At 68.1% G+C, this 17,603-nt stretch carries 19 protein-coding genes; 10 read left to right on the top strand and 9 right to left on the bottom strand.

The genetic code is table 11. The features are described from left to right. Positions 1 to 128: 128 nt before the first annotated feature. Entirely contained in the window at positions 129 to 926 is a 798-nt protein-coding gene (gene ppgK, locus H7J86_RS03485) for a polyphosphate--glucose phosphotransferase (protein ID WP_167158850.1), read from the bottom strand. An 83-nt stretch (positions 927 to 1,009) separates the two neighbouring features. Between ppgK and H7J86_RS03480 the strand changes: the two genes are divergently transcribed. Beyond that, positions 1,010 to 1,843 carry an inositol monophosphatase family protein gene (locus H7J86_RS03480; protein ID WP_267289394.1) on the top strand — a complete coding sequence of 278 codons (834 nt, stop codon included), beginning with the start codon at positions 1,010 to 1,012 and terminating at the stop codon, positions 1,841 to 1,843. Position 1,844: 1 nt separating this feature from the next. Here the strand turns inward: H7J86_RS03480 and cei are convergent, their stop codons facing one another. After that, the gene (cei, locus tag H7J86_RS03475) at positions 1,845 to 2,495 is read right to left on the bottom strand and encodes an envelope integrity protein Cei (protein WP_090356480.1); all 651 of its coding nucleotides are present in this window, start codon (positions 2,493 to 2,495) and stop codon (positions 1,845 to 1,847) included. 160 nt (positions 2,496 to 2,655) lie between these two features. Here cei and H7J86_RS03470 point away from each other — a divergent pair, with 160 nt between their 5' ends. Next, positions 2,656 to 2,958: a DUF4193 domain-containing protein gene (locus tag H7J86_RS03470; protein ID WP_090356478.1), complete on the top strand. Its 303-nt coding sequence runs from the start codon at positions 2,656 to 2,658 to the stop codon at positions 2,956 to 2,958. 1 nt (position 2,959) lies between these two features. Here H7J86_RS03470 and H7J86_RS03465 read toward each other — a convergent pair whose 3' ends face one another. Continuing rightward, entirely contained in the window at positions 2,960 to 3,445 is a 486-nt protein-coding gene (locus tag H7J86_RS03465; protein WP_090356476.1) for a DUF3093 domain-containing protein, read from the bottom strand. 40 nt (positions 3,446 to 3,485) lie between these two features. On the opposite strand from H7J86_RS03465, the gene dut reads away from it, so the two are divergent. Next, a complete protein-coding gene (gene dut / locus H7J86_RS03460; protein ID WP_090356474.1) occupies positions 3,486 to 3,950 on the top strand; it encodes a dUTP diphosphatase in 465 nt (154 codons plus the stop codon). Then, positions 3,950 to 4,630, top strand: a complete 681-nt coding sequence (locus H7J86_RS03455; RefSeq protein WP_267289392.1) for a DUF3710 domain-containing protein — start codon at positions 3,950 to 3,952, stop codon at positions 4,628 to 4,630. The genes dut and H7J86_RS03455 overlap by 1 nt, the downstream gene beginning before the upstream one ends. On the opposite strand, the gene H7J86_RS03450 is transcribed toward H7J86_RS03455, so the two are convergent. After that, entirely contained in the window at positions 4,627 to 5,334 is a 708-nt protein-coding gene (locus H7J86_RS03450) for an alpha/beta hydrolase (protein WP_267289390.1), read from the bottom strand. The genes H7J86_RS03455 and H7J86_RS03450 overlap by 4 nt on opposite strands. A gap of 123 nt (positions 5,335 to 5,457) precedes the next feature. Here H7J86_RS03450 and H7J86_RS03445 point away from each other — a divergent pair, with 123 nt between their 5' ends. Continuing rightward, positions 5,458 to 5,829: an OB-fold nucleic acid binding domain-containing protein gene (locus H7J86_RS03445; protein WP_090356470.1), complete on the top strand. Its 372-nt coding sequence runs from the start codon at positions 5,458 to 5,460 to the stop codon at positions 5,827 to 5,829. A 53-nt stretch (positions 5,830 to 5,882) separates the two neighbouring features. Beyond that, positions 5,883 to 6,485 carry a DUF3159 domain-containing protein gene (locus H7J86_RS03440; protein ID WP_267290561.1) on the top strand — a complete coding sequence of 201 codons (603 nt, stop codon included), beginning with the start codon at positions 5,883 to 5,885 and terminating at the stop codon, positions 6,483 to 6,485. Here H7J86_RS03440 and H7J86_RS03435 read toward each other — a convergent pair. Beyond that, positions 6,482 to 7,147: a potassium channel family protein gene (locus H7J86_RS03435; RefSeq protein ID WP_090356466.1), complete on the bottom strand. Its 666-nt coding sequence runs from the start codon at positions 7,145 to 7,147 to the stop codon at positions 6,482 to 6,484. The genes H7J86_RS03440 and H7J86_RS03435 overlap by 4 nt on opposite strands. Next, complete coding sequence (locus H7J86_RS03430; protein ID WP_090356464.1) at positions 7,147 to 7,815, bottom strand: potassium channel family protein; 669 nt, start codon at positions 7,813 to 7,815, stop codon at positions 7,147 to 7,149. Before H7J86_RS03430 ends, H7J86_RS03435 begins: the two co-directional genes overlap by 1 nt. Positions 7,816 to 7,925: 110 nt before the next feature. On the opposite strand from H7J86_RS03430, the gene H7J86_RS03425 reads away from it, so the two are divergent. Together H7J86_RS03425 and H7J86_RS03420 are read left to right on the top strand one after the other, a co-directional pair. Beyond that, positions 7,926 to 9,917: an APC family permease gene (locus tag H7J86_RS03425; protein WP_090356462.1), complete on the top strand. Its 1,992-nt coding sequence runs from the start codon at positions 7,926 to 7,928 to the stop codon at positions 9,915 to 9,917. Then, a complete protein-coding gene (locus H7J86_RS03420) occupies positions 9,914 to 11,089 on the top strand; it encodes a class I SAM-dependent RNA methyltransferase (protein ID WP_267289388.1) in 1,176 nt (391 codons plus the stop codon). Before H7J86_RS03425 ends, H7J86_RS03420 begins: the two co-directional genes overlap by 4 nt. 1 nt (position 11,090) lies before the next feature. Here the strand turns inward: H7J86_RS03420 and H7J86_RS03415 are convergent, their stop codons facing one another. After that, complete coding sequence (locus tag H7J86_RS03415) at positions 11,091 to 12,350, bottom strand: HNH endonuclease (RefSeq protein WP_267289386.1); 1,260 nt, start codon at positions 12,348 to 12,350, stop codon at positions 11,091 to 11,093. A gap of 160 nt (positions 12,351 to 12,510) precedes the next feature. Between H7J86_RS03415 and nhaA the strand changes: the two genes are divergently transcribed. Continuing rightward, complete coding sequence (gene nhaA / locus H7J86_RS03410) at positions 12,511 to 13,779, top strand: Na+/H+ antiporter NhaA (RefSeq protein ID WP_267289384.1); 1,269 nt, start codon at positions 12,511 to 12,513, stop codon at positions 13,777 to 13,779. 27 nt (positions 13,780 to 13,806) lie between these two features. Next, the gene (dxs, locus tag H7J86_RS03405; protein WP_187099082.1) at positions 13,807 to 15,717 is read left to right on the top strand and encodes a 1-deoxy-D-xylulose-5-phosphate synthase; all 1,911 of its coding nucleotides are present in this window, start codon (positions 13,807 to 13,809) and stop codon (positions 15,715 to 15,717) included. Between the two features lie 17 nt (positions 15,718 to 15,734). Here the strand turns inward: dxs and H7J86_RS03400 are convergent, their stop codons facing one another. Both H7J86_RS03400 and H7J86_RS03395 read right to left on the bottom strand, forming a co-directional pair. After that, complete coding sequence (locus H7J86_RS03400) at positions 15,735 to 17,000, bottom strand: HRDC domain-containing protein (protein ID WP_187099083.1); 1,266 nt, start codon at positions 16,998 to 17,000, stop codon at positions 15,735 to 15,737. After that, entirely contained in the window at positions 17,000 to 17,536 is a 537-nt protein-coding gene (locus H7J86_RS03395) for a DUF3000 domain-containing protein (protein ID WP_208410941.1), read from the bottom strand. The genes H7J86_RS03400 and H7J86_RS03395 overlap by 1 nt, the downstream gene beginning before the upstream one ends. Between the last annotated feature and the right edge of the window lie 67 nt (positions 17,537 to 17,603).

The following is a 17,603-nucleotide window of genomic DNA, read 5'->3' as shown; positions in this document are numbered from 1 at the left end:
AATATCGGCGATGATCTCTGCTCGGAAACCCGCCGCTATTTCGGTAGGCGGCCGCCGTTGACCATTGTAACGACAGTGTGAGATACGGCTGTGCCGTGCGGCAAATTGGCCTTCTCGCGCGCGTCGCGTCAGGCGGTGCCGTGCGCCGTGTCGGCGGCCAGCGCGGCACCGACGATGCCGGCCTCGTTGAGCAGGGTCGCGGCCACCACCGGGGTGCGGTTCTTCAGCAGCGGGATCCACTTGTCGGCCTTGCGGCTGATGCCTCCACCTGCGATGAACAGGTCCGGCCAGATCGCATTCTCGATGGCCACCAGCACCTTGGTGACCTCTTCGGTCCAGCGCTCGTAGCTCCATTCCTTGCGTTCCTTCACCGAGGACGCGGCGCGATGCTCGGCCTCCTTGCCGCCCACCTCCAGGTGGCCGAACTCGGTGTTGGGCAGCAGCACGCCGTTGTGAATCACCGCCGAACCGATCCCGGTCCCGAAGGTCAGCAGCACGATCACCCCGGTCTTGTCCTTGCCCGCGCCGAACCGGGCCTCGGCGATTCCGGCCGCGTCGGCGTCGTTGAGCACCGTCACGACCTGCCCGCCCAGCTCGTTGCCGATGATCTCGGCGGCGTTGGCGCCGATCCAGCCCTTGTCCACGTTGGCCGCGGTGCGCACGATCCCGTCGGTCACCACACCCGGGTAGGTGACACCGAGCGGGCCGGTCCAGCCGAATTCGCGGACCACGGTGGCCACCGTCTTGGCCACGGCCTCCGGGGTCGAGGGCTGCGGGGTCAGGACCTTCACGCGATCGCCGATGAGGGCGCCGGTGTCCAGGTCGACGATGCCGCCCTTGATCCCGCTGCCGCCCACGTCGACGCCGAATCCGCGGCGTGGGGTGCTGCTACCGGCTTCGGCGGCGGGCGGTTCGGTGGCGGTCATAGAACGCTCCTCGTACAAGGTCCGGCGGGTGCGACGCGCCACACACATTAGTGCCCCGAGACGTGCTGTGTTGCGATGGTCGAGTGGAAACCAACAACTGTGATCCGCTGACTTTGCGCGCCGTGGCCGAGCAATTGGCCACCGAGGCCGCCGCTTTCGTGGTGCGCCGCCGCGATGAGGTGTTCGGAGACGACGCCGGCGCCCCCGGCGCCGACGGTCCGGTCCGTACCAAGAGCACGCCGACCGACCCGGTCACCGTGGTGGATACCGAGACCGAACGGCTGATCCGCGACCGGCTCGCGGTGCTGCGGCCGGGCGATCAGGTCCTCGGCGAGGAGGAGGGCGGGTCCACGGATGTCGAACCGGGCCGTCCGGTCTGGGTGATCGACCCCATCGACGGCACGGTGAACTTCGTCTACGGGATCGCCGATTACGCCGTGTCGGTCGGGGTCCAGATCGACGGCCGGTCCGTCGCGGGCGCGGTCGCCAATGTGGCGACCGGCGAGCTGTACTCGGCCGCGCTCGGGCACGGCGCCACCGTGACACGCCACGGTCGGTCAACGGCGTTGCGCTGCAACGCCATCGACGACCTGTCGCTCGCGCTGGTCGGTACCGGTTTCTCCTACGAGTCGCAGCGGAGGGCCCGGCAGGCGCAGGTGCTGGCCGGGTTGCTGCCGGACGTACGCGACATCCGCAGGATCGGCTCGTGCGCCCTGGATCTGTGCATGGTGGCGGCCGGCCAGTTGGACGCCTACTACGAGGACGACGTGCACGTCTGGGACTGGGCGGCCGGGGTACTCATCGCGACCGAAGCCGGTGCCGTCGTCGACTTGCCGGACCCGGACCTGCTGTGCGCGGCCGCCCCGGGGGTGGCCGCCGCGCTCGGCGACGCACTGCGGACCCTGGGCGCCCGCTAGCTCAGCAGGCGGCGCCGTGGATGGTGCGCAGCAGTGCTGGATCGGGCGGCTGGGTGGCGTCCGGGCGCAAGCTGGCCAGCATGGCGTCGATATCGTCGTTGTGGCTCAACTCGCCGAACTCGGTGCCGATCGCCAGGTCGACGGAGTCGTCGGTGCGCTGGTCCTGGAACAGCTCCGTGCACGGCGCCACCAGCCAGACCGCCGCGGCGGCCGCGCGGCCGGCCGGGCCGAACCGGATCTGGCCCTGGCACTCCAGCCGGGTGCCGGCGTAGACGGGGTCGTTGGACGCGGTCGGCTGGGCGAAGCCCAGATCACGCAGGGCGCTGGACACCTCGGCGGCCTGACCGCCCTGGCCGCTGGCGTTGAGCACCTTGGTCTTGGTGTCGGCGAGCTTGGCCGGCACCACCTCGGTCATGGTCTGGCGCGACACCTGCTGGCCCAGTTTCGGCTGATTCGGGTCGGTGGCCGCCGGGGGAGCGTTGCAGACGACGGCTTCGTGGACATCGGTCGGCCGGTTCAGGGCGATCACCCACACCACGCCGGTCGCTATTGCCAGCGCGAGGAACAGACACAGGACGGGAATATGGTTCCGTCTGCGGAACGGGCGACCGTGTTTGTCGAACGCCGTGCCGTCGGTGATGAGAGCGACCACCCCTGCACCTTAAGGGCTCATACCGGCACCATCCCCTACCTGGGGATTTGGGATGTGATATAAATCACACCCGTTCTGAGTGGATTCGGGGCACGAATCATTTGGTGTAGGCGTTCGACGCTGGTACAAAGCTCTGCTGCAAGGTAACGGAGGGGATGAGATGGCTACCGACTACGACGCTCCGCGGCGTTCAGAGACCGATGACGTGTCCGAGGATTCGCTTGAGGAGCTCAAAGCGCGGCGTAACGAGGCTCAATCGGCGGTCGTTGACGTCGATGAATCCGAGTCCGCGGAATCGTTCGAACTGCCCGGCGCGGATCTGTCGGGTGAAGAGTTGTCGGTGCGTGTCGTGCCGAAGCAGGCCGACGAATTCACGTGCTCGAGCTGTTTCCTGGTGCATCACCGCAGCCGGCTCGCGAGCGAGAAGAACGGCGTGATGATCTGCACCGATTGCGCGGCCTGAACTACGAGCGAAGGGCTGCCAGCACCCGGTCCGGGTGCCGGCAGCTCACCAACCAGTACGGGGTGGGGTCGTCCGGATCATCGAGGACGACCAGAACCATGGGTCCTACCCAGGCCCGGTGTAGGACGTAGGCGGCGGGGTCGAGCTGGCGACCAAGGGCCGCCGATTTCGCCGACTTCGGCACCTCCGCCGACCGGGAGATGACACCCACCGGCAAGTGCGCCTGTCCGGCCCACAATTCGGCTTCGGCCCGGCCGTCGGCGCCGTCGACGACCCGGACCTCCCAGCGGCTCATCCAGAGCAGCGTGGCGGCGGCCACCGGCAGCAGGACCGCGAACGGTACCCAATCGGGGAGGGCGGCGACGCCCATGTTGACCTCGGTCGCGATCAGGGCCGCCAGGCCCAGGGCCGGCGGCCAGAACCACCACGGCACCCGAAGCCGTTCCCGATAACGGACCGATTGGGTGGCTGCGCGCGTGTCCGACACGTGCCCAAGAGTAATCGCCGCGGTTGTAGAGTAAGCCGTCGTGTCAGCCACTTTGGCGGTCGTGCGTCTGGACCGCGAGCTACCGATGCCCAGCCGGGCCCACGACGGCGACGCAGGCGTGGACCTGTTCAGCGCTGTCGACGTGGATCTGGCACCCGGCCACCGCGCCCTCGTGCCGACCGGGATCGCCGTCGCCATTCCGCACGGGATGGTCGGGTTGGTGCATCCGCGTTCGGGTTTGGCTACGCGCGTGGGGCTTTCGATCGTGAACAGTCCCGGCACCGTCGACGCCGGGTACCGTGGCGAGATCAAGGTGGCGCTGATCAATCTCGACCCGGACCAGCCGATAGCGATCAAGCGCGGTGACCGCATCGCTCAACTGCTGGTGCAACGGGTCGAACTTCCCGAGCTGGTCGAGGTGTCGTCATTCGACGAGGCCGGGCTGGCTGACACTTCCCGTGGCGCTGGTGGCCACGGTTCCTCCGGCGGACATGCGAGTTTGTGATGGCAGATAACGACGAAGATTTCGACGGCCCGTTCGATATCGAGGACTTCGACGATCCCGAGGTGGCCACGGTGGCCCGCCTGGACCTCGGTTCCGTGCTGATCCCGATGCCCGAGGCCGGGCAGGTACAGGTCGAGCTGACCGAGCAGGGGGTACCCAGCTCGGTGTGGGTGGTCACCCCCAGCGGCCGGTTCACCATCGCGGCGTACGCCGCGCCGAAGTCGACCGGGCTCTGGCGTGAGGTTGCCGGCGAGCTGGCCGATTCGCTGCGCAAGGACGGCGCGAAGGTGCGGATCGAGGACGGGCGCTGGGGCCGTGAGGTCGTCGGCGTCACCGCGGCTCCGCAAGGTCAGGGCACCGGCGTGGTGCGCTTCATCGGCATCGACGGCTACCGGTGGATGATCCGGTGCGTGGTCAACGGCTCACCCGAGACCATCGACGCGCTTGCGGTCGAGGCCCGGGAAGCGTTGGCGGATACCGTGGTTCGGCGCGGCGACACACCGCTGCCGGTGCGCACCCCGCTGACCGTGCAGCTGCCGGACCCGATGGCCGAGCAGCTGCGCGCGGCCCAGGCCCAGGCGCAGGCTCAGGCCGGGGAACCGGCAGAGCCGGCGCCGGATGCCCGGCGCACCGCCATGTCGGCGATGCAGCAGCTGCGCAGCACCATCACCGGCGGCTAGAGATCCAGCAGGGCGCCGACACACGCCGCGCCCAGTACGCCCGGGTCGGTGCCCATCTCGTGCAGGGTGACCGTGCGCAGCGCGGCGTGCGGTGCCGCGGCCACCCACTCCAGGGCCACATCGACCGGGTGGATGGGATCGTCGGTCGCCGCGGCCACGCCCATCGGGACCGTCAAGGTGGCCAGTTCTGTGCTGGTGGGCGAGACGTGCCCGGCCGCCGCGTCCATCGCGTCGGGCAGTGCCGGCCACTGCGCCAGCCAGGACCGGGTGAGTTCCTCTGCCAGCCACGAGGGGCTGGAGGCGCGCATCGTGGCCACCGTTGCGGCCAGCCCGTCGGTGCGCAGCAGTTGTGCGGTGTGCCGGGCCGACAAGGCTGCGGGCGCGTTGTCGGGCGGTCCGGTCCACGCCGGAAGGGCGGCCAGCACCGCGACCGCGTGTGCCGGATGGGCGAGGGCCCAGGACGTCGCGACGGCCGCACCGATCGACACGCCACCGACGGCGATAATGTTGCGTTCGTCACCACGCACCGCCTCGTCCAACGCGGCCAGGTATCCCGCGATGAGCTGTTCGGGTTGCGGCGGCGGGGTCACCAGCACCGCGCCGACCTCGTGCAATGCACCCGAAAACGCCCGGTACACATAGTCGTCGTCGGACCCGGTACCGGCCAGCAGGACCGTCGTCACCCCACGCAAATTCACTGCCACCACATGATGGTGCACCCATCGGTGCGACGCGCCCGACGCGACGTGGCGATTCGGACCCAAGAGGTCTACCGTGGCGACAGTCAGGAAGTAAATCCACGACGGATTTACGGCAAGGGAGAGGCCATGGCTACGGCCGAAGGGTATCTGCGCCGGCTCACTCGGCGGCTCACAGAAGACCCGGAGCAGCTCGACGTCGAAGAGCTCAGTGGCGAGGCGGCGAGTACCGGCGCGCAGCGCGCAATCGACTGTCATCGCGGTCAAGAAGTCACGATGGTCGGCACCCTGCGTTGTGTCGAGACCAACGCGAAGGGTTGTGGCAGCGGTGTCCGCGCCGAACTTTTCGACGGCACCGATTCGGTGATGCTGGTCTGGCTGGGGCAGCGCCGTATCCCCGGTATCGAATCCGGCCTCACCCTGCGGGTGCACGGCCGCCTCGGCACGCTGGAGAACGGCGCCAAGGCGATCTATAACCCGCACTACGAGATTCAGAAGTGACCCACCCCGACCAGGGGACAGAGCAGAACAATGCACGCGCGGTTCTCGACCAAATGGGCGGCATCAGCGGCCTGATCTATTCGTCGCTGCCGGTGGTCGTCTTCGTCCCGGTATCGACCACAGCGGGCCTCATGCCCGCCATCTTCGCCGCACTCGGCGTGGCGGCCCTGGTTCTCGTCTGGCGGCTTGTCCGTCGGGAATCGCTGCAGCCCGCGGTGTCCGGTTTCATGGGCGTCGGAATCAGCGCGCTGATCGCCTACCTGGTGGGCGCCTCGAAAGGCTATTTCCTGCTGGGAATCTGGTCTTCGCTGGTGTGGGCCGCGGTGTTCGCCCTGTCGGTGCTGATCCGGCGGCCCATCGTCGGTTACGTGTGGGGCTGGATCAACGACCACGGGCGGGGCTGGCGCGAAGTGCGCCGTGCCGTACTCGCTTTCGACATCGCCACCCTGGTATGGGTGGCGGTGTTCGCGTCACGCTTCGTGGTGCAGCACCACCTGTATGACTCGGATCAGACCGGCTGGCTCGGCGTGGCCCGCATCGCGATGGGATGGCCGCTGACGGGAGTCGCCGCGGTGGTCACCTACTTCGCCATCCGGTTCGCCCAGCGTGCCGTGCACGCGCATCACGCCGCACTGTGCGAGTCGGCGGAAGGCTAAGCCCGCTCGGGGCGCAGCAGCAGTTCGCGCAACTCGGTCTCGACTTCGGCGACCGCCACGAAGATCAGCTCATCGCCGCCCTCAAGCGGTTCGTCGCTCTCCGGGACGATCACCCGCGACCCGCGCAGAATCGTCACCAGCGAGGCGTCACGCGGCAATTGGAGGCGTTTGACGGCCTTGCCGCCCCACGGGGTGTCGTCGGGCAGGGTGATCTCGACCAGATTCGCCTGTCCCGTGCGGAAACTCATCAGCCGCACCAGATCACCCACGGCGACCGCCTCTTCGACCAGTGAGGCGAGCATCCGTGGCGTGGACACCGCGACGTCGACGCCCCAGTTGTCGTCGAACAGCCACTCGTTGCGGGGGTCGTTGACCCGGGCCACCACCCGCGGTACCGCGAACTCGGTCTTGGCCAGCAGGCTCAGCACAACGTTGGCCTTGTCGTCGCCGGTTGCGGCGATCACGACGTCGAACTCCTCGAGCTTCACCGATTCCAGCAGGCTCAGTTCGCAGGCGTCGCCGAGCCGCCACTGCGCGGCGGGGATGGCGTCGACGTCGATGTGTTGAGGATCACGTTCCAGCAGAGTGACGTCGTGGCTCTCGACGAGCTCGCGGGCGATGGAGCGGCCGACGGCGCCGGCACCGGCGATGGCTACCTTCATCAGTTCTCGTCCTCGCTCGGCGGCAGTGCGGAGATGGCCATGGCTTCGGCGATATGGCCGGAGATCGCGGCCAAGAACACGTGGTCGCCGGCCTGGATGACGGTCTTGGCGTCCGGGAGCAGTCCCGTCCCCAGCCGGAGCAGGAAGGCGACCCGGCCGCCGGTGGCGGTCTCCAGGGCGGTGATCGGCCGGCCCGCCCACTCCTCGTGCAGCGGCAGCTCTGCCACGCCGACGTTGCCGGACGGGTCGCGCCACTTGGTGGTCTCGGTTTCGCGGGTCAGCACGTTGAGCAGCCGGTCGGTGGTCCACGGCACGGTCGCCACCGTGGGGATGCCGAGGCGCTCGTAGACCGCGGCGCGCTTGGCGTCGTAGATGCGGGCCACCACGCGCTCCACCCGGAACGTCTCCCTGGCCACCCGCGCCGAGATGATGTTGGAGTTGTCGCCCGAGGACACCGCGGCGAACGCGCCGGCCTCCTCGATACCGGCTCGCAGCAGCACGTCCCGGTCGAAACCCATTCCGAGCACGCGCTCCCCGGTGAACTCGGGGCTGAGCCGGTTGAAGGCCGTGCTGTCACGGTCGATCACAGCTACCTCATGGCCGATCCGGGACAACCCGTCGGCCAACGATGCGCCCACTCGGCCGCATCCCATCACCACTACCCGCACCCTGGGTCCTCTCGGCCGTCTGCCAGGAACAGCGTTTCATCCACAGTCCATTCAACCCTGCGCACCCGGAACGCTACAGCCAATCGCCGGTGGGCTTAGTCTTGGCACTCGTGTCCAAGCTCTCGACCGCCGCGCGACGGCTGGTCCTCGGAAGGCCGTTCCGTAGCGACAAGCTCGCGCACACGCTACTGCCGAAGCGGATCGCGCTGCCCGTGTTCGCCTCCGATGCGCTGTCGTCGGTCGCTTACGCACCTGAGGAGATCTTCCTGGTGCTGTCAGTGGCCGGGCTGAGCGCCTACACCATGGCGCCGTGGATCGGGTTGGCCGTCGCCGCCGTGATGCTGGTCGTGATCGCCAGTTACCGGCAGAACGTGCACGCCTACCCGTCCGGCGGTGGTGACTACGAGGTGGTCACCACCAACCTGGGCGGCACCGCGGGACTGACGGTGGCCAGCGCGCTGCTGGTCGACTACGTCCTCACGGTGGCGGTGTCGATGGCCTCGGCGATGTCGAACATCGGGTCGGCGGTGCCGTTCATCGCCCAGCACAAGGTGTTGTTCGCGGTGGCCGCCATCTTGATACTGGCCTCGCTCAACCTGCGCGGTATCCGCGAATCCGGTACCGCCTTCGCCATTCCCACCTATGCCTTCATGATCGGCATGTATCTCATGCTGGCCTGGGGGTTCATCCAGATCTTCGTGTTGGGCCATGAACTGCGCGCCGAGTCGTCTGGTTTCGATGTGCACTCCGAGCACGGCGACGTGCTCGGGCTGGCGATGGTGTTCCTGGTGGCCCGCGCGTTCTCCTCGGGATGTGCGGCGCTGACCGGCGTGGAGGCCATCAGCAATGGTGTGCCCGCATTCCAGAAACCCAAGTCGCGCAACGCGGCGACCACTCTGCTGCTGCTCGGCGGCATCGCCACGACGCTGTTCCTCGGCATCATCGTGCTGGCCAAGGAGACCGGCGTGAAGATGGCCGAGAGCTCCGAACAGCTCATCGGGGCACCCGAGGGGTATCACCAGAAGACGTTGGTGGCGCAGCTGGCCGACGCCGTGTTCCACGATTTCCCGATCGGCCTGTACGCCATCGCCGGTGTCACGGCGCTGATCTTGGTCCTGGCCGCCAATACCGCATTCAACGGGTTCCCGGTGCTGGGCTCGATCCTGGCCCAGGACCGCTACCTACCGCGGCAGCTGCACACCCGCGGTGACCGGCTGGCGTTCTCCAACGGCATCCTGTTCCTGGCGTTCGCGGCCATCGCCTTCGTCATCGCGTTCCGCGCCGAAGTGACCGCGCTGATCCAGCTTTACATCGTCGGCGTGTTCGTCTCGTTCACCCTCAGCCAGATCGGCATGGTCAAGCACTGGACCAGACTGCTGCGCATCGAGACCGATTCGGCGGTGCGCAGGCACATGATGCGGTCCCGGGTGATCAACGCCATCGGACTGGTGTGCACGGGCACCGTTCTGGTCATCGTCGTCATCACGAAATTCCTTGCCGGTGCCTGGATTGCGATCCTGGCCATGTCCTCGCTGTTCGTCATCATGAAGCTCATCCACAAGCACTACGACACGGTGGCCCGTGAACTGGTGGCTCAGGAGGAGTCCGAGGGCGACATCGTGCTGCCCAGCCGAAATCACGCCGTCGTGCTGGTGTCCAAGCTGCATCTGCCGACCCGGCGCGCGCTGGCATACGCGCGAGCCACCCGCCCGGACGTGCTGGAAGCCATCACCGTGAGCGTGGATGACGCCGAGACACGGCAGCTGGTGCACGAATGGGAGGACAGCGATGTCACCGTCCCGCTGAAGGTGATCGCGTCGCCCTACCGGGAAATCACCAGGCCGGTACTCGATTACGTCAAGCGGGTGACCAAGGAGTCGCCACGGACGGTGGTGACGGTGTTCATCCCCGAGTATGTGGTGGGGCATTGGTGGGAGCAGGTGCTGCACAACCAGAGCGCCCTGCGGCTGAAGGGCCGGCTGTTGTTCGAACCCAACGTGATGGTGACCTCGGTGCCGTGGCAGCTGAGCTCGTCGGAACGGCTCAAGAAGCTGGCGCCGCAGTCGGCGCCCGGTGACGCGCGCAGAGGGTTCCTGGATTGAGCGAGTCGACGACCGAGCTGACCCTGACCACGGGGCCCGCGGCCAACGGTGGTAGCTGCGTGGCGCGCCACGACGGCCGAGTGGTGTTCGTGCGGTACGCGCTGCCCGGTGAAACCGTCCGGGTACGGGTCCGTGCCGAACGCGGATCCTATTGGCACGCAGACGTTGTCGAGGTGCTGGAAGCATCACCCGACCGTGTCGAGGAACTGTGCCCGATCGCCGGGGTGGATGGTGCGGGATGTTGTGACCTGGCCTTCGCCGCACCGGAGGCCGCTCGCCGGATCAAGGGTGAGGTGGTGGCCAACCAGTTGGGCCGCCTGGGCGGTTACGAATGGTCGGGGGCGGCCGAGCAGGTCGGCGCGGTGGGGTCCACCGGTTGGCGCACCCGGGTCCGTCTCGACGTCTCCGCATCCGGGCACGCCGGGTTTCACCGCTACCACAGCACCGAGCTGTATCCCGAACTGAACTGCGGTCAGCTTGCGCCGGGGCTGGTGGACGGTGTGGACGGATCGCGCTGGCCACCCGGTGCGCAGCTGCACATCGCGGTCGACGACGACGGTGTGCGCCACATCGTTCAGACGGGGCCGGCCAAGCAGACTCAGGTGGTCGAGGGACAGTACGAGGCGCTGCAGCGGATCGGGGACCGCGAGTGGCATGTGCCGGTGACGGCGTTCTGGCAGGCGCATCGCGATGCACCTGAGGTCTACAGCGCGTTGATCCGTGATGCCGCGCGGCTGGAGCCCGGCATGACGGCGTGGGATCTGTATGGCGGCGCAGGGGTTTTCGCGGCGGCGCTGGCGACCGAAGTGGGGGAGACCGGGCAGGTGCTGACGGTCGACACCTCGCGCGGCTCGGCACGGGCGGCCCGGACCGCGCTGGCCGATATGCCGTGGGTGTCGGTGGTGACCGACTCCGTGCGCCGGGCGTTGACCGGGCGGCGTGACAGCGCGGATGTCGCGGTGCTCGATCCGCCCCGCACAGGTGCCGGCCGGGAGATCATCGACCTGATCGCCGGGGTGCCGCGGGTGATCCACATCGGTTGTGAGGCAGCATCATTCGCCCGCGATGTGGGGGAGTACCTGCGGCACGGCTACACCGTGGAGCAGCTGCGGGTGTTCGACGCGTTTCCGTTGACGCATCACGTGGAATGCGTGGCGGTACTGACCCGCTGAGTCATGCCGCCCTGCGTGGCATGACGATGTGGATGTCGCGGGTGAGTACCCGCATACCGCCGGCGATCGGTGGCGCGGTGGACCGGTAGACCGCACCGGTGGGGGTGGTGTATTCGGCGGTATGCCGGCCGGATTCGCCGGGAACCACGCGGACCGCCCAGCCGGACTGTTCTTTGACGTAATTGCAGTGTTCGCACAAGCCCTGACCGTTGACGGCAGTGGTCGGTCCGCCCCGATGGGCTGGGTGAGCGTGGTCGATGTGCCGGACGGGGGCGTTGCAGTACGGGGTGCGGCAGGTGTCATCGCGGAACCGGATGAACTGAGCCAACGCTTTCGGGAAGGTGCGCGACTTCGACTCCATGGCGACCAGCGCGCCGCCCGCCGGGCTGGCATACAGGCGGCGCAGGGCAACCTCGCCGTCGTTGTCGAGGCTGTCGGTGATCAGCGAGCGCGCCACATCGGCCGGGACCGGTCCGTAACCCTCCACGGTGGCTGCATCGTCGCCGCCGTCGACCAAGGTGTCGTCGGAGAGCACCACATTCACCGTCACGGGGACGGGTTCTTCGGCGGGACGCCCGGTGATCCGCTCGACCAGGGTGTCGGCCATGACCTGCCCGCGGGTGCGGTCATCAGCGTTGGTCTTGACGGCCTTGTCGAGGGTGGCGTACACGGCGACGCCTTGTGGCATCGGCACACACGCCGTCACGTAGGTCATGCCCTCCGGCGCGGGACGGACGGAGACGTAGCGATCCTTGGGGGCTTTGGCGGCGTGGTCGACCACGGCCTGCGGGTCGAGTCGATAGGCGATCTTCTTGGCTTCGGCGGTGATTCGAGCGTCCCCGAACCCCTCCAGAGCGTTCGGGTCGGCGCACAGTTCGTTGTCCAGCCGGCGGCGGTCTTCGACGGTCAGGCAGGCCGATTCCCGCACGATCAGGGTGGCGCGCCACTCCGAGAGCAGCCCCGCCGTCAGCAGCGCCAAGGTGTGGGGCATCTCGTGGACCAACGCCTTGGCCAATCCGAGCAGTTTGGACCCCTGGTTCGGGGACTCGCGGCGGGCGAGCGCGATCTCGCTGCCGAGGCCGCGACCGCGTTTGGACACGGGCACGCCGGCCGTGGCCTCGGCGGTCCGGCGCACTTTCTCCCACTCCACGCTCAGGCGGGCCTGCTCGGCCACCGCGGCCGATTTCTGTCGTTCGAGCTCGGCGATGCGGTCCCGCAAGGCTGCCTCGCGGGTGCACCGATCTGCCGAGTGTTCGAACATATGTGCGATATTACCTCGGCTCTGTGACAAGTGCCGGCGCCGGCTCGCGCGTCGTCGCTTGCGGTCGAGACGCGGCGAGCTGGAGGTGCGCACGATAGCCTTGGCCCCGGGTGTGCCGGGAAGTCTGGTCGGCGTCGCTGACTGCTGACCGAGGAACGAGATGATCACGCGCCGATTGTTCACCCGCAGCTCCTGGCCGGAGACCAAGCGGCTCACCGAAACCCTGCGCAGCGAAACCGTCGGTGGCGTCTTGCTGCTCATCGCGGCGGGAGCGGCGCTCATCTGGGCCAACTCGCCATGGGCGGCGAGCTACAAAGAACTGTCGGACTTCGTCCTCGGCCCAGAGAAGCTCCATCTGAATCTGTCCATCAGCGCGTGGGCGGCCGACGGTCTGCTGGCCATCTTCTTCTTTGTCGTGGGGGTGGAGCTCAAACGGGAGTTCGTGGCCGGCGACCTCCGAGACCCCGCCCGCGCCGCTCTGCCCATCGCGGCCGCCATCGGCGGCATGATCGTCCCGGCGGGCATCTTCATCGCCGTCAACGCGCATCACCGGGAGAACCTCGGCGGCTGGGCAGTGCCCATCGCCACCGACATCGCGTTCGCACTCGCGGTGCTGGCGGTGTTGTCCACCCACCTGCCGACGGCCCTGCGAACCTTCCTGCTCACCTTGGCCGTCGTCGATGATCTTCTGGCGATCACCGTCATCGCCGCCTTCTACACCGACCACCTGGCGCCCGGGCCTCTGCTCGCCGCCCTGATACCCATCGCGCTCTTCGGGCTGGCCGTGCAAAAAGGCATCCGGCATCCGGCACTGCTCGTCCCGCTGGCCGTCGCGGCGTGGGCGCTGGTGCACGCCAGCGGTGTGCACGCGACGGTGGCCGGCGTGCTGCTCGGTTTCACGGTGCCTGCACTGGGCCGCCACGCCGCGGCCGAGACAATCGAGCACACGATCAGGCCGCTCTCGGCGGGGGTGGCGGTGCCGGTGTTCGCGTTCTTCGCCGCAGGTGTCACCGTCGGTGGATTTCACGGCTTCGCCGACGCCCTGACACACCCCGTGACGCTCGGTGTCATCGCGGGTTTGGTGGTGGGCAAGCCGATAGGTGTGTTCGGCACCACATGGTTGTTGGCCCGATTCACCAAGGCCAGCCTCGACGACGAGCTGGCCTGGCGTGATGTGCTCGGCGTCGCACTACTGGCGGGGATCGGGTTCACCGTGTCGCTGCTCATCGGTGAGCTGGCCTTCGAAGACGGCAGCGTGGCCGATGTCGATGTGAAGATCGCGGTGCTGTCCGGATCTGTGCTGGCCGGGGCGTTGGCGGCCGTCGTGCTGGCCAGCCGCAACGCCGCATACCGGCGGATCCATGTGCTGGAAACCACCGATGCGGACCACGATGGGGTGCCCGACATCTATCAGGCTCGACGGGACTGACACGTGGTGCGTGCGTAAACTGGCGGGATGCTTGAACAGATCCGCGGCCCCGCAGATCTGCAGCACCTTTCCCAGTCGCAGCTCGACGACCTGGCCGGTGAAATCCGTGAATTCCTGATTCACAAGGTTGCTGCAACCGGCGGTCATCTCGGCCCGAACCTGGGCGTGGTCGAACTGACCCTTGCGCTGCACCGGGTCTTCGACTCCCCGCACGATCCCATCATCTTCGACACCGGCCATCAGGCCTACGTGCACAAGATGCTCACCGGCCGCTGCGCGGACTTCGTGAATCTGCGGATGAAGGGTGGCCTGTCGGGCTATCCGTCCCGCGCCGAGAGCGAGCACGACTGGGTCGAATCCAGCCACGCCAGCACCGCGCTGTCCTACGCCGACGGGCTGGCCAAGGCCTTCGAGCTGTCCGGCCACCGCAATCGCCACGTGGTCGCGGTCGTCGGCGACGGCGCCCTCACCGGCGGTATGTGCTGGGAGGCGCTCAACAACATCGCCGCTGCCAACCGGCCCATCGTGATCGTCGTCAACGACAACGGACGCAGCTACGCACCGACCATCGGCGGGCTCGCCGACCACCTGGCCACCCTGCGGCTGCAGCCGGGCTACGAGAAACTGCTGGAGAAGGGCCGCGACACCGTGCGCGGTGTGCCGTTGATCGGCGAGCTCTGCTACCAGTGCATGCACAGCGTCAAGGCGGGTATCAAGGATGCGCTGTCGCCGCAGGTGATGTTCACCGACCTCGGCGTGAAGTACGTCGGCCCGATCGACGGGCATGACGAGCGTGCGGTCGAGGCGGCGCTGCGCAGCGCGCGCGGGTTCAACGCCCCGGTGATCGTGCACGTCGTCACCCGCAAGGGCAATGGGTATTCGCACGCCGAGAACGACGAAGCCGAACAGATGCACGCCACCGGCGTCATCGACCCGCACACCGGTCGGCCCACGTCGGTGGCGGCGCCCGGCTGGACGGCGGTGTTCTCCGACGAACTCATCAAGAAGGCCGCCCGGCGCCGCGATATCGTCGCGATCACCGCGGCCATGCCGGGCCCGACGGGCCTGAGCGCGTTCCGCCAGGAGTACCCGGACCGTTTCTTCGACGTCGGGATCGCCGAGCAGCACGCGATGACGTCGGCGGCCGGGCTGGCGATGGGTGGTATGCACCCGGTGGTGGCCATCTACTCGACATTCCTGAACCGGGCGTTCGACCAGTTGATGATGGACGTCGCGCTGCACAAGCTGCCGGTCACCATGGTGCTGGACCGCGCCGGCGTCACCGGCAACGACGGTGCCAGCCACAACGGTATGTGGGATCTCTCGATGCTGGGCATCGTGCCCGGTATCCGGGTCGCCGCACCGCGTGACGCCGCCCGGCTGCGCGAGGAGTTCGGCGAGGCAATCGACGTCAAGGACGGCCCGACCGCCATCAGATTCCCCAAAGGCGCAGTGGGCGAAGATATTCCGGCGCTGGAGCGGCGCGACGGGGTCGACGTGCTGGCGGTACCGGCCGACGGTCTGTCAACCGACGTGCTGCTCGTGGCGGTCGGTTCGTTCGCGGTGATGGGACTCGCCGTCGCCGAGCGTCTGCAGCAGCAAGGCATCGGTGTCACGGTCGTGGACCCGCGCTGGGTGATTCCGGTTCCCAGGGCGCTGCACGCGCTGGCGTCCGCGCACAAACTCGTGGTCACCCTCGAGGACAACGGCGTCAACGGCGGGATCGGTTCGCTGATCTCGGCTGCATTGCGCCGCAACGAGATCGACGTTCCATGCCGCGATGTCGGGGTTCCGCAGGAGTTCCTGGAGCACGCGTCGCGCTCGGAGATCCTCACCGAGATCGGACTCACCGATCAGCATCTCGCCCGGCAGATCACCGGTTGGGTGGCGGCGCTGGGCAGCCCGGTGGGCGACCACGTCAGCGAACAGGTCGACTGAGCGACAGCCCCGCGCTCTCAGCTCACATCGATCGTGAGCGCTGCCGTCAGCACCGGCCCCGTGAGTTCGCGCTGCCATGGTCGTGCCCCGGCCTGGGTCAGGAACTCGTCGACGGCGGTCGCTACGTCGGGCACCGGCTGCCAGTCCCAGCACAACCGGCGCAGCGTGTCCGGAGTCAACAGGTTCTCGGCGGGAACCGAAACCCGTTGGGACAGTTCGGCCAGTCCGGCGCGCGCCTTCTCCAGCCGTTCGGCGGCCTCGGGCTTGCGCCGCGACCACCGAGACGTCGGCGGCGGGCCGTTGACGGGTTCGGTGCCGGTCGGCGGATCGGTGTCCTGACGGGCCCGGTCCAGCGCATCCAGCCAGACCTGTGCACTGCGCCGCTGTCGACTTCCGCCGAAAATCGGTAGTGCGGTGAGCTTTTCGATGGTGTCCGGATCGGCGGTGGCGGCGCTGATGATCGCCGAGTCGGGCAGGATCCGGCCGGGCGCGATATCCCGGCGGGCGGCGATGTGATCGCGAGTGGTCCACAATTCCCGCACCGCGGCCAGGGCCCGCGGGTTGCGGACCTTGTGGATACCGGAGGTGCGGCGCCACTTGTCGCGCCTGGTGACTGTGGCCTCGGCGGTCCGCAGAAACTCGAATTCCTGTGCAGCCCAGTCGGATTTGCCCTGCTCCTCAAGCACCGCGGCGACTGCGTGCCGCAGTTCCACCAGCACCTCGACGTCCAGTGCGGCGTAGTTCAGCCATTCCTGGGGGAGTGGCCGTTTGGACCAGTCGGCCGCGCCGTGCCCCTTCACCAGGCCCAGCCCCAGTAGCCGACGGACTTCCTCGGCAAGGTTCACCCGCTCGAAGCCGGCCAGCCGGCCGCCCAGTTCGGTGTCGTACAGCCGTGGTGGCGTCATCCCGAGCTCGGCCAGGCACGGCAGATCCTGGTCGGCGGCATGCAGTATCCACTCGTCGGTGCCGAGTACCTGGGCGACCGGTGCCATCACCTGCAGGGGGTCCCCGCCGTGGTTGACCGGATCGATCAGAACGGTGCCGGCCCCGGCGCGCCGGATCTGCACCAGGTATGCCCGGTTGGAGTAGCGGAATCCCGACGCCCGTTCGGCGTCGATGGCGAACGGGCCGGTACCGCCGGCCAGCCGTTCGGCAGCACGGGCGATATCGCTCGGATAGATCGACAGCGGTGGCACACCCTCGGCGGGGGCCAGGAGGGGAATCGCCTCTGGCTCGACGCTGTCAGGGGCTGCGCCGTCAGGCTCGGGGTCGGTCTCGGTCATCAGGCGCGGGTACGGGAGCCCAGGCTGGTGACTCCCGCCGGCGGAAGGCCGGCCGCATGCTCGAGAACCTCACAGAACGCCTGCACATGCGGACCGAGCTCGAGGTTGGTGGCGGTCCACGACGCGCGCAGCTCCAGCTGGTGGGCCCGGGGCGGGCCGGAGATGTCGCCGTAACGCACCGACGTGGTGGCGGTGACGGTGCCGCCCAGCGCGGTGACGGCCTCGGCATGCGACTCCAGGGCGTCCACCAGCCAGCTCCAGGCCACTTCGGGTAACAGCGGATCGACGGCTTCGGTGGAGTCCAGGTCGGCCTGGATATAGGCGACCAGGCGCATGGTGCCGTCCCAGGCCTCGGCACCCTCGGGATCGTGCAGCAGGATCAGCCTGCCGAAGGCGTCACCCTCGGAACGCTCGGGAACGATCGTCGTCTCAGGGTGGCGAACCTCGGCGCCCAGCGCGTAGCTGAAGGGGGCCAGCCGTTGCGGCGGCCTGATCGGGCCCAGCTCGATTTCCGGCCGCACCGTCGCAGCATTCATTGCTGCGACCGCGGTACGGAACTGGGCCGGTTCGGCGGACGTCACACCAAATCACGCTAGACCCAAC

This window comes from Mycobacterium hackensackense, from assembly GCF_025822555.1.
Classification (GTDB): domain Bacteria; phylum Actinomycetota; class Actinomycetes; order Mycobacteriales; family Mycobacteriaceae; genus Mycobacterium; species Mycobacterium fluoranthenivorans.
Note: the sequence above shows the minus strand (reverse complement) of the source record. Positions and strands in the feature narration are given on the sequence as shown.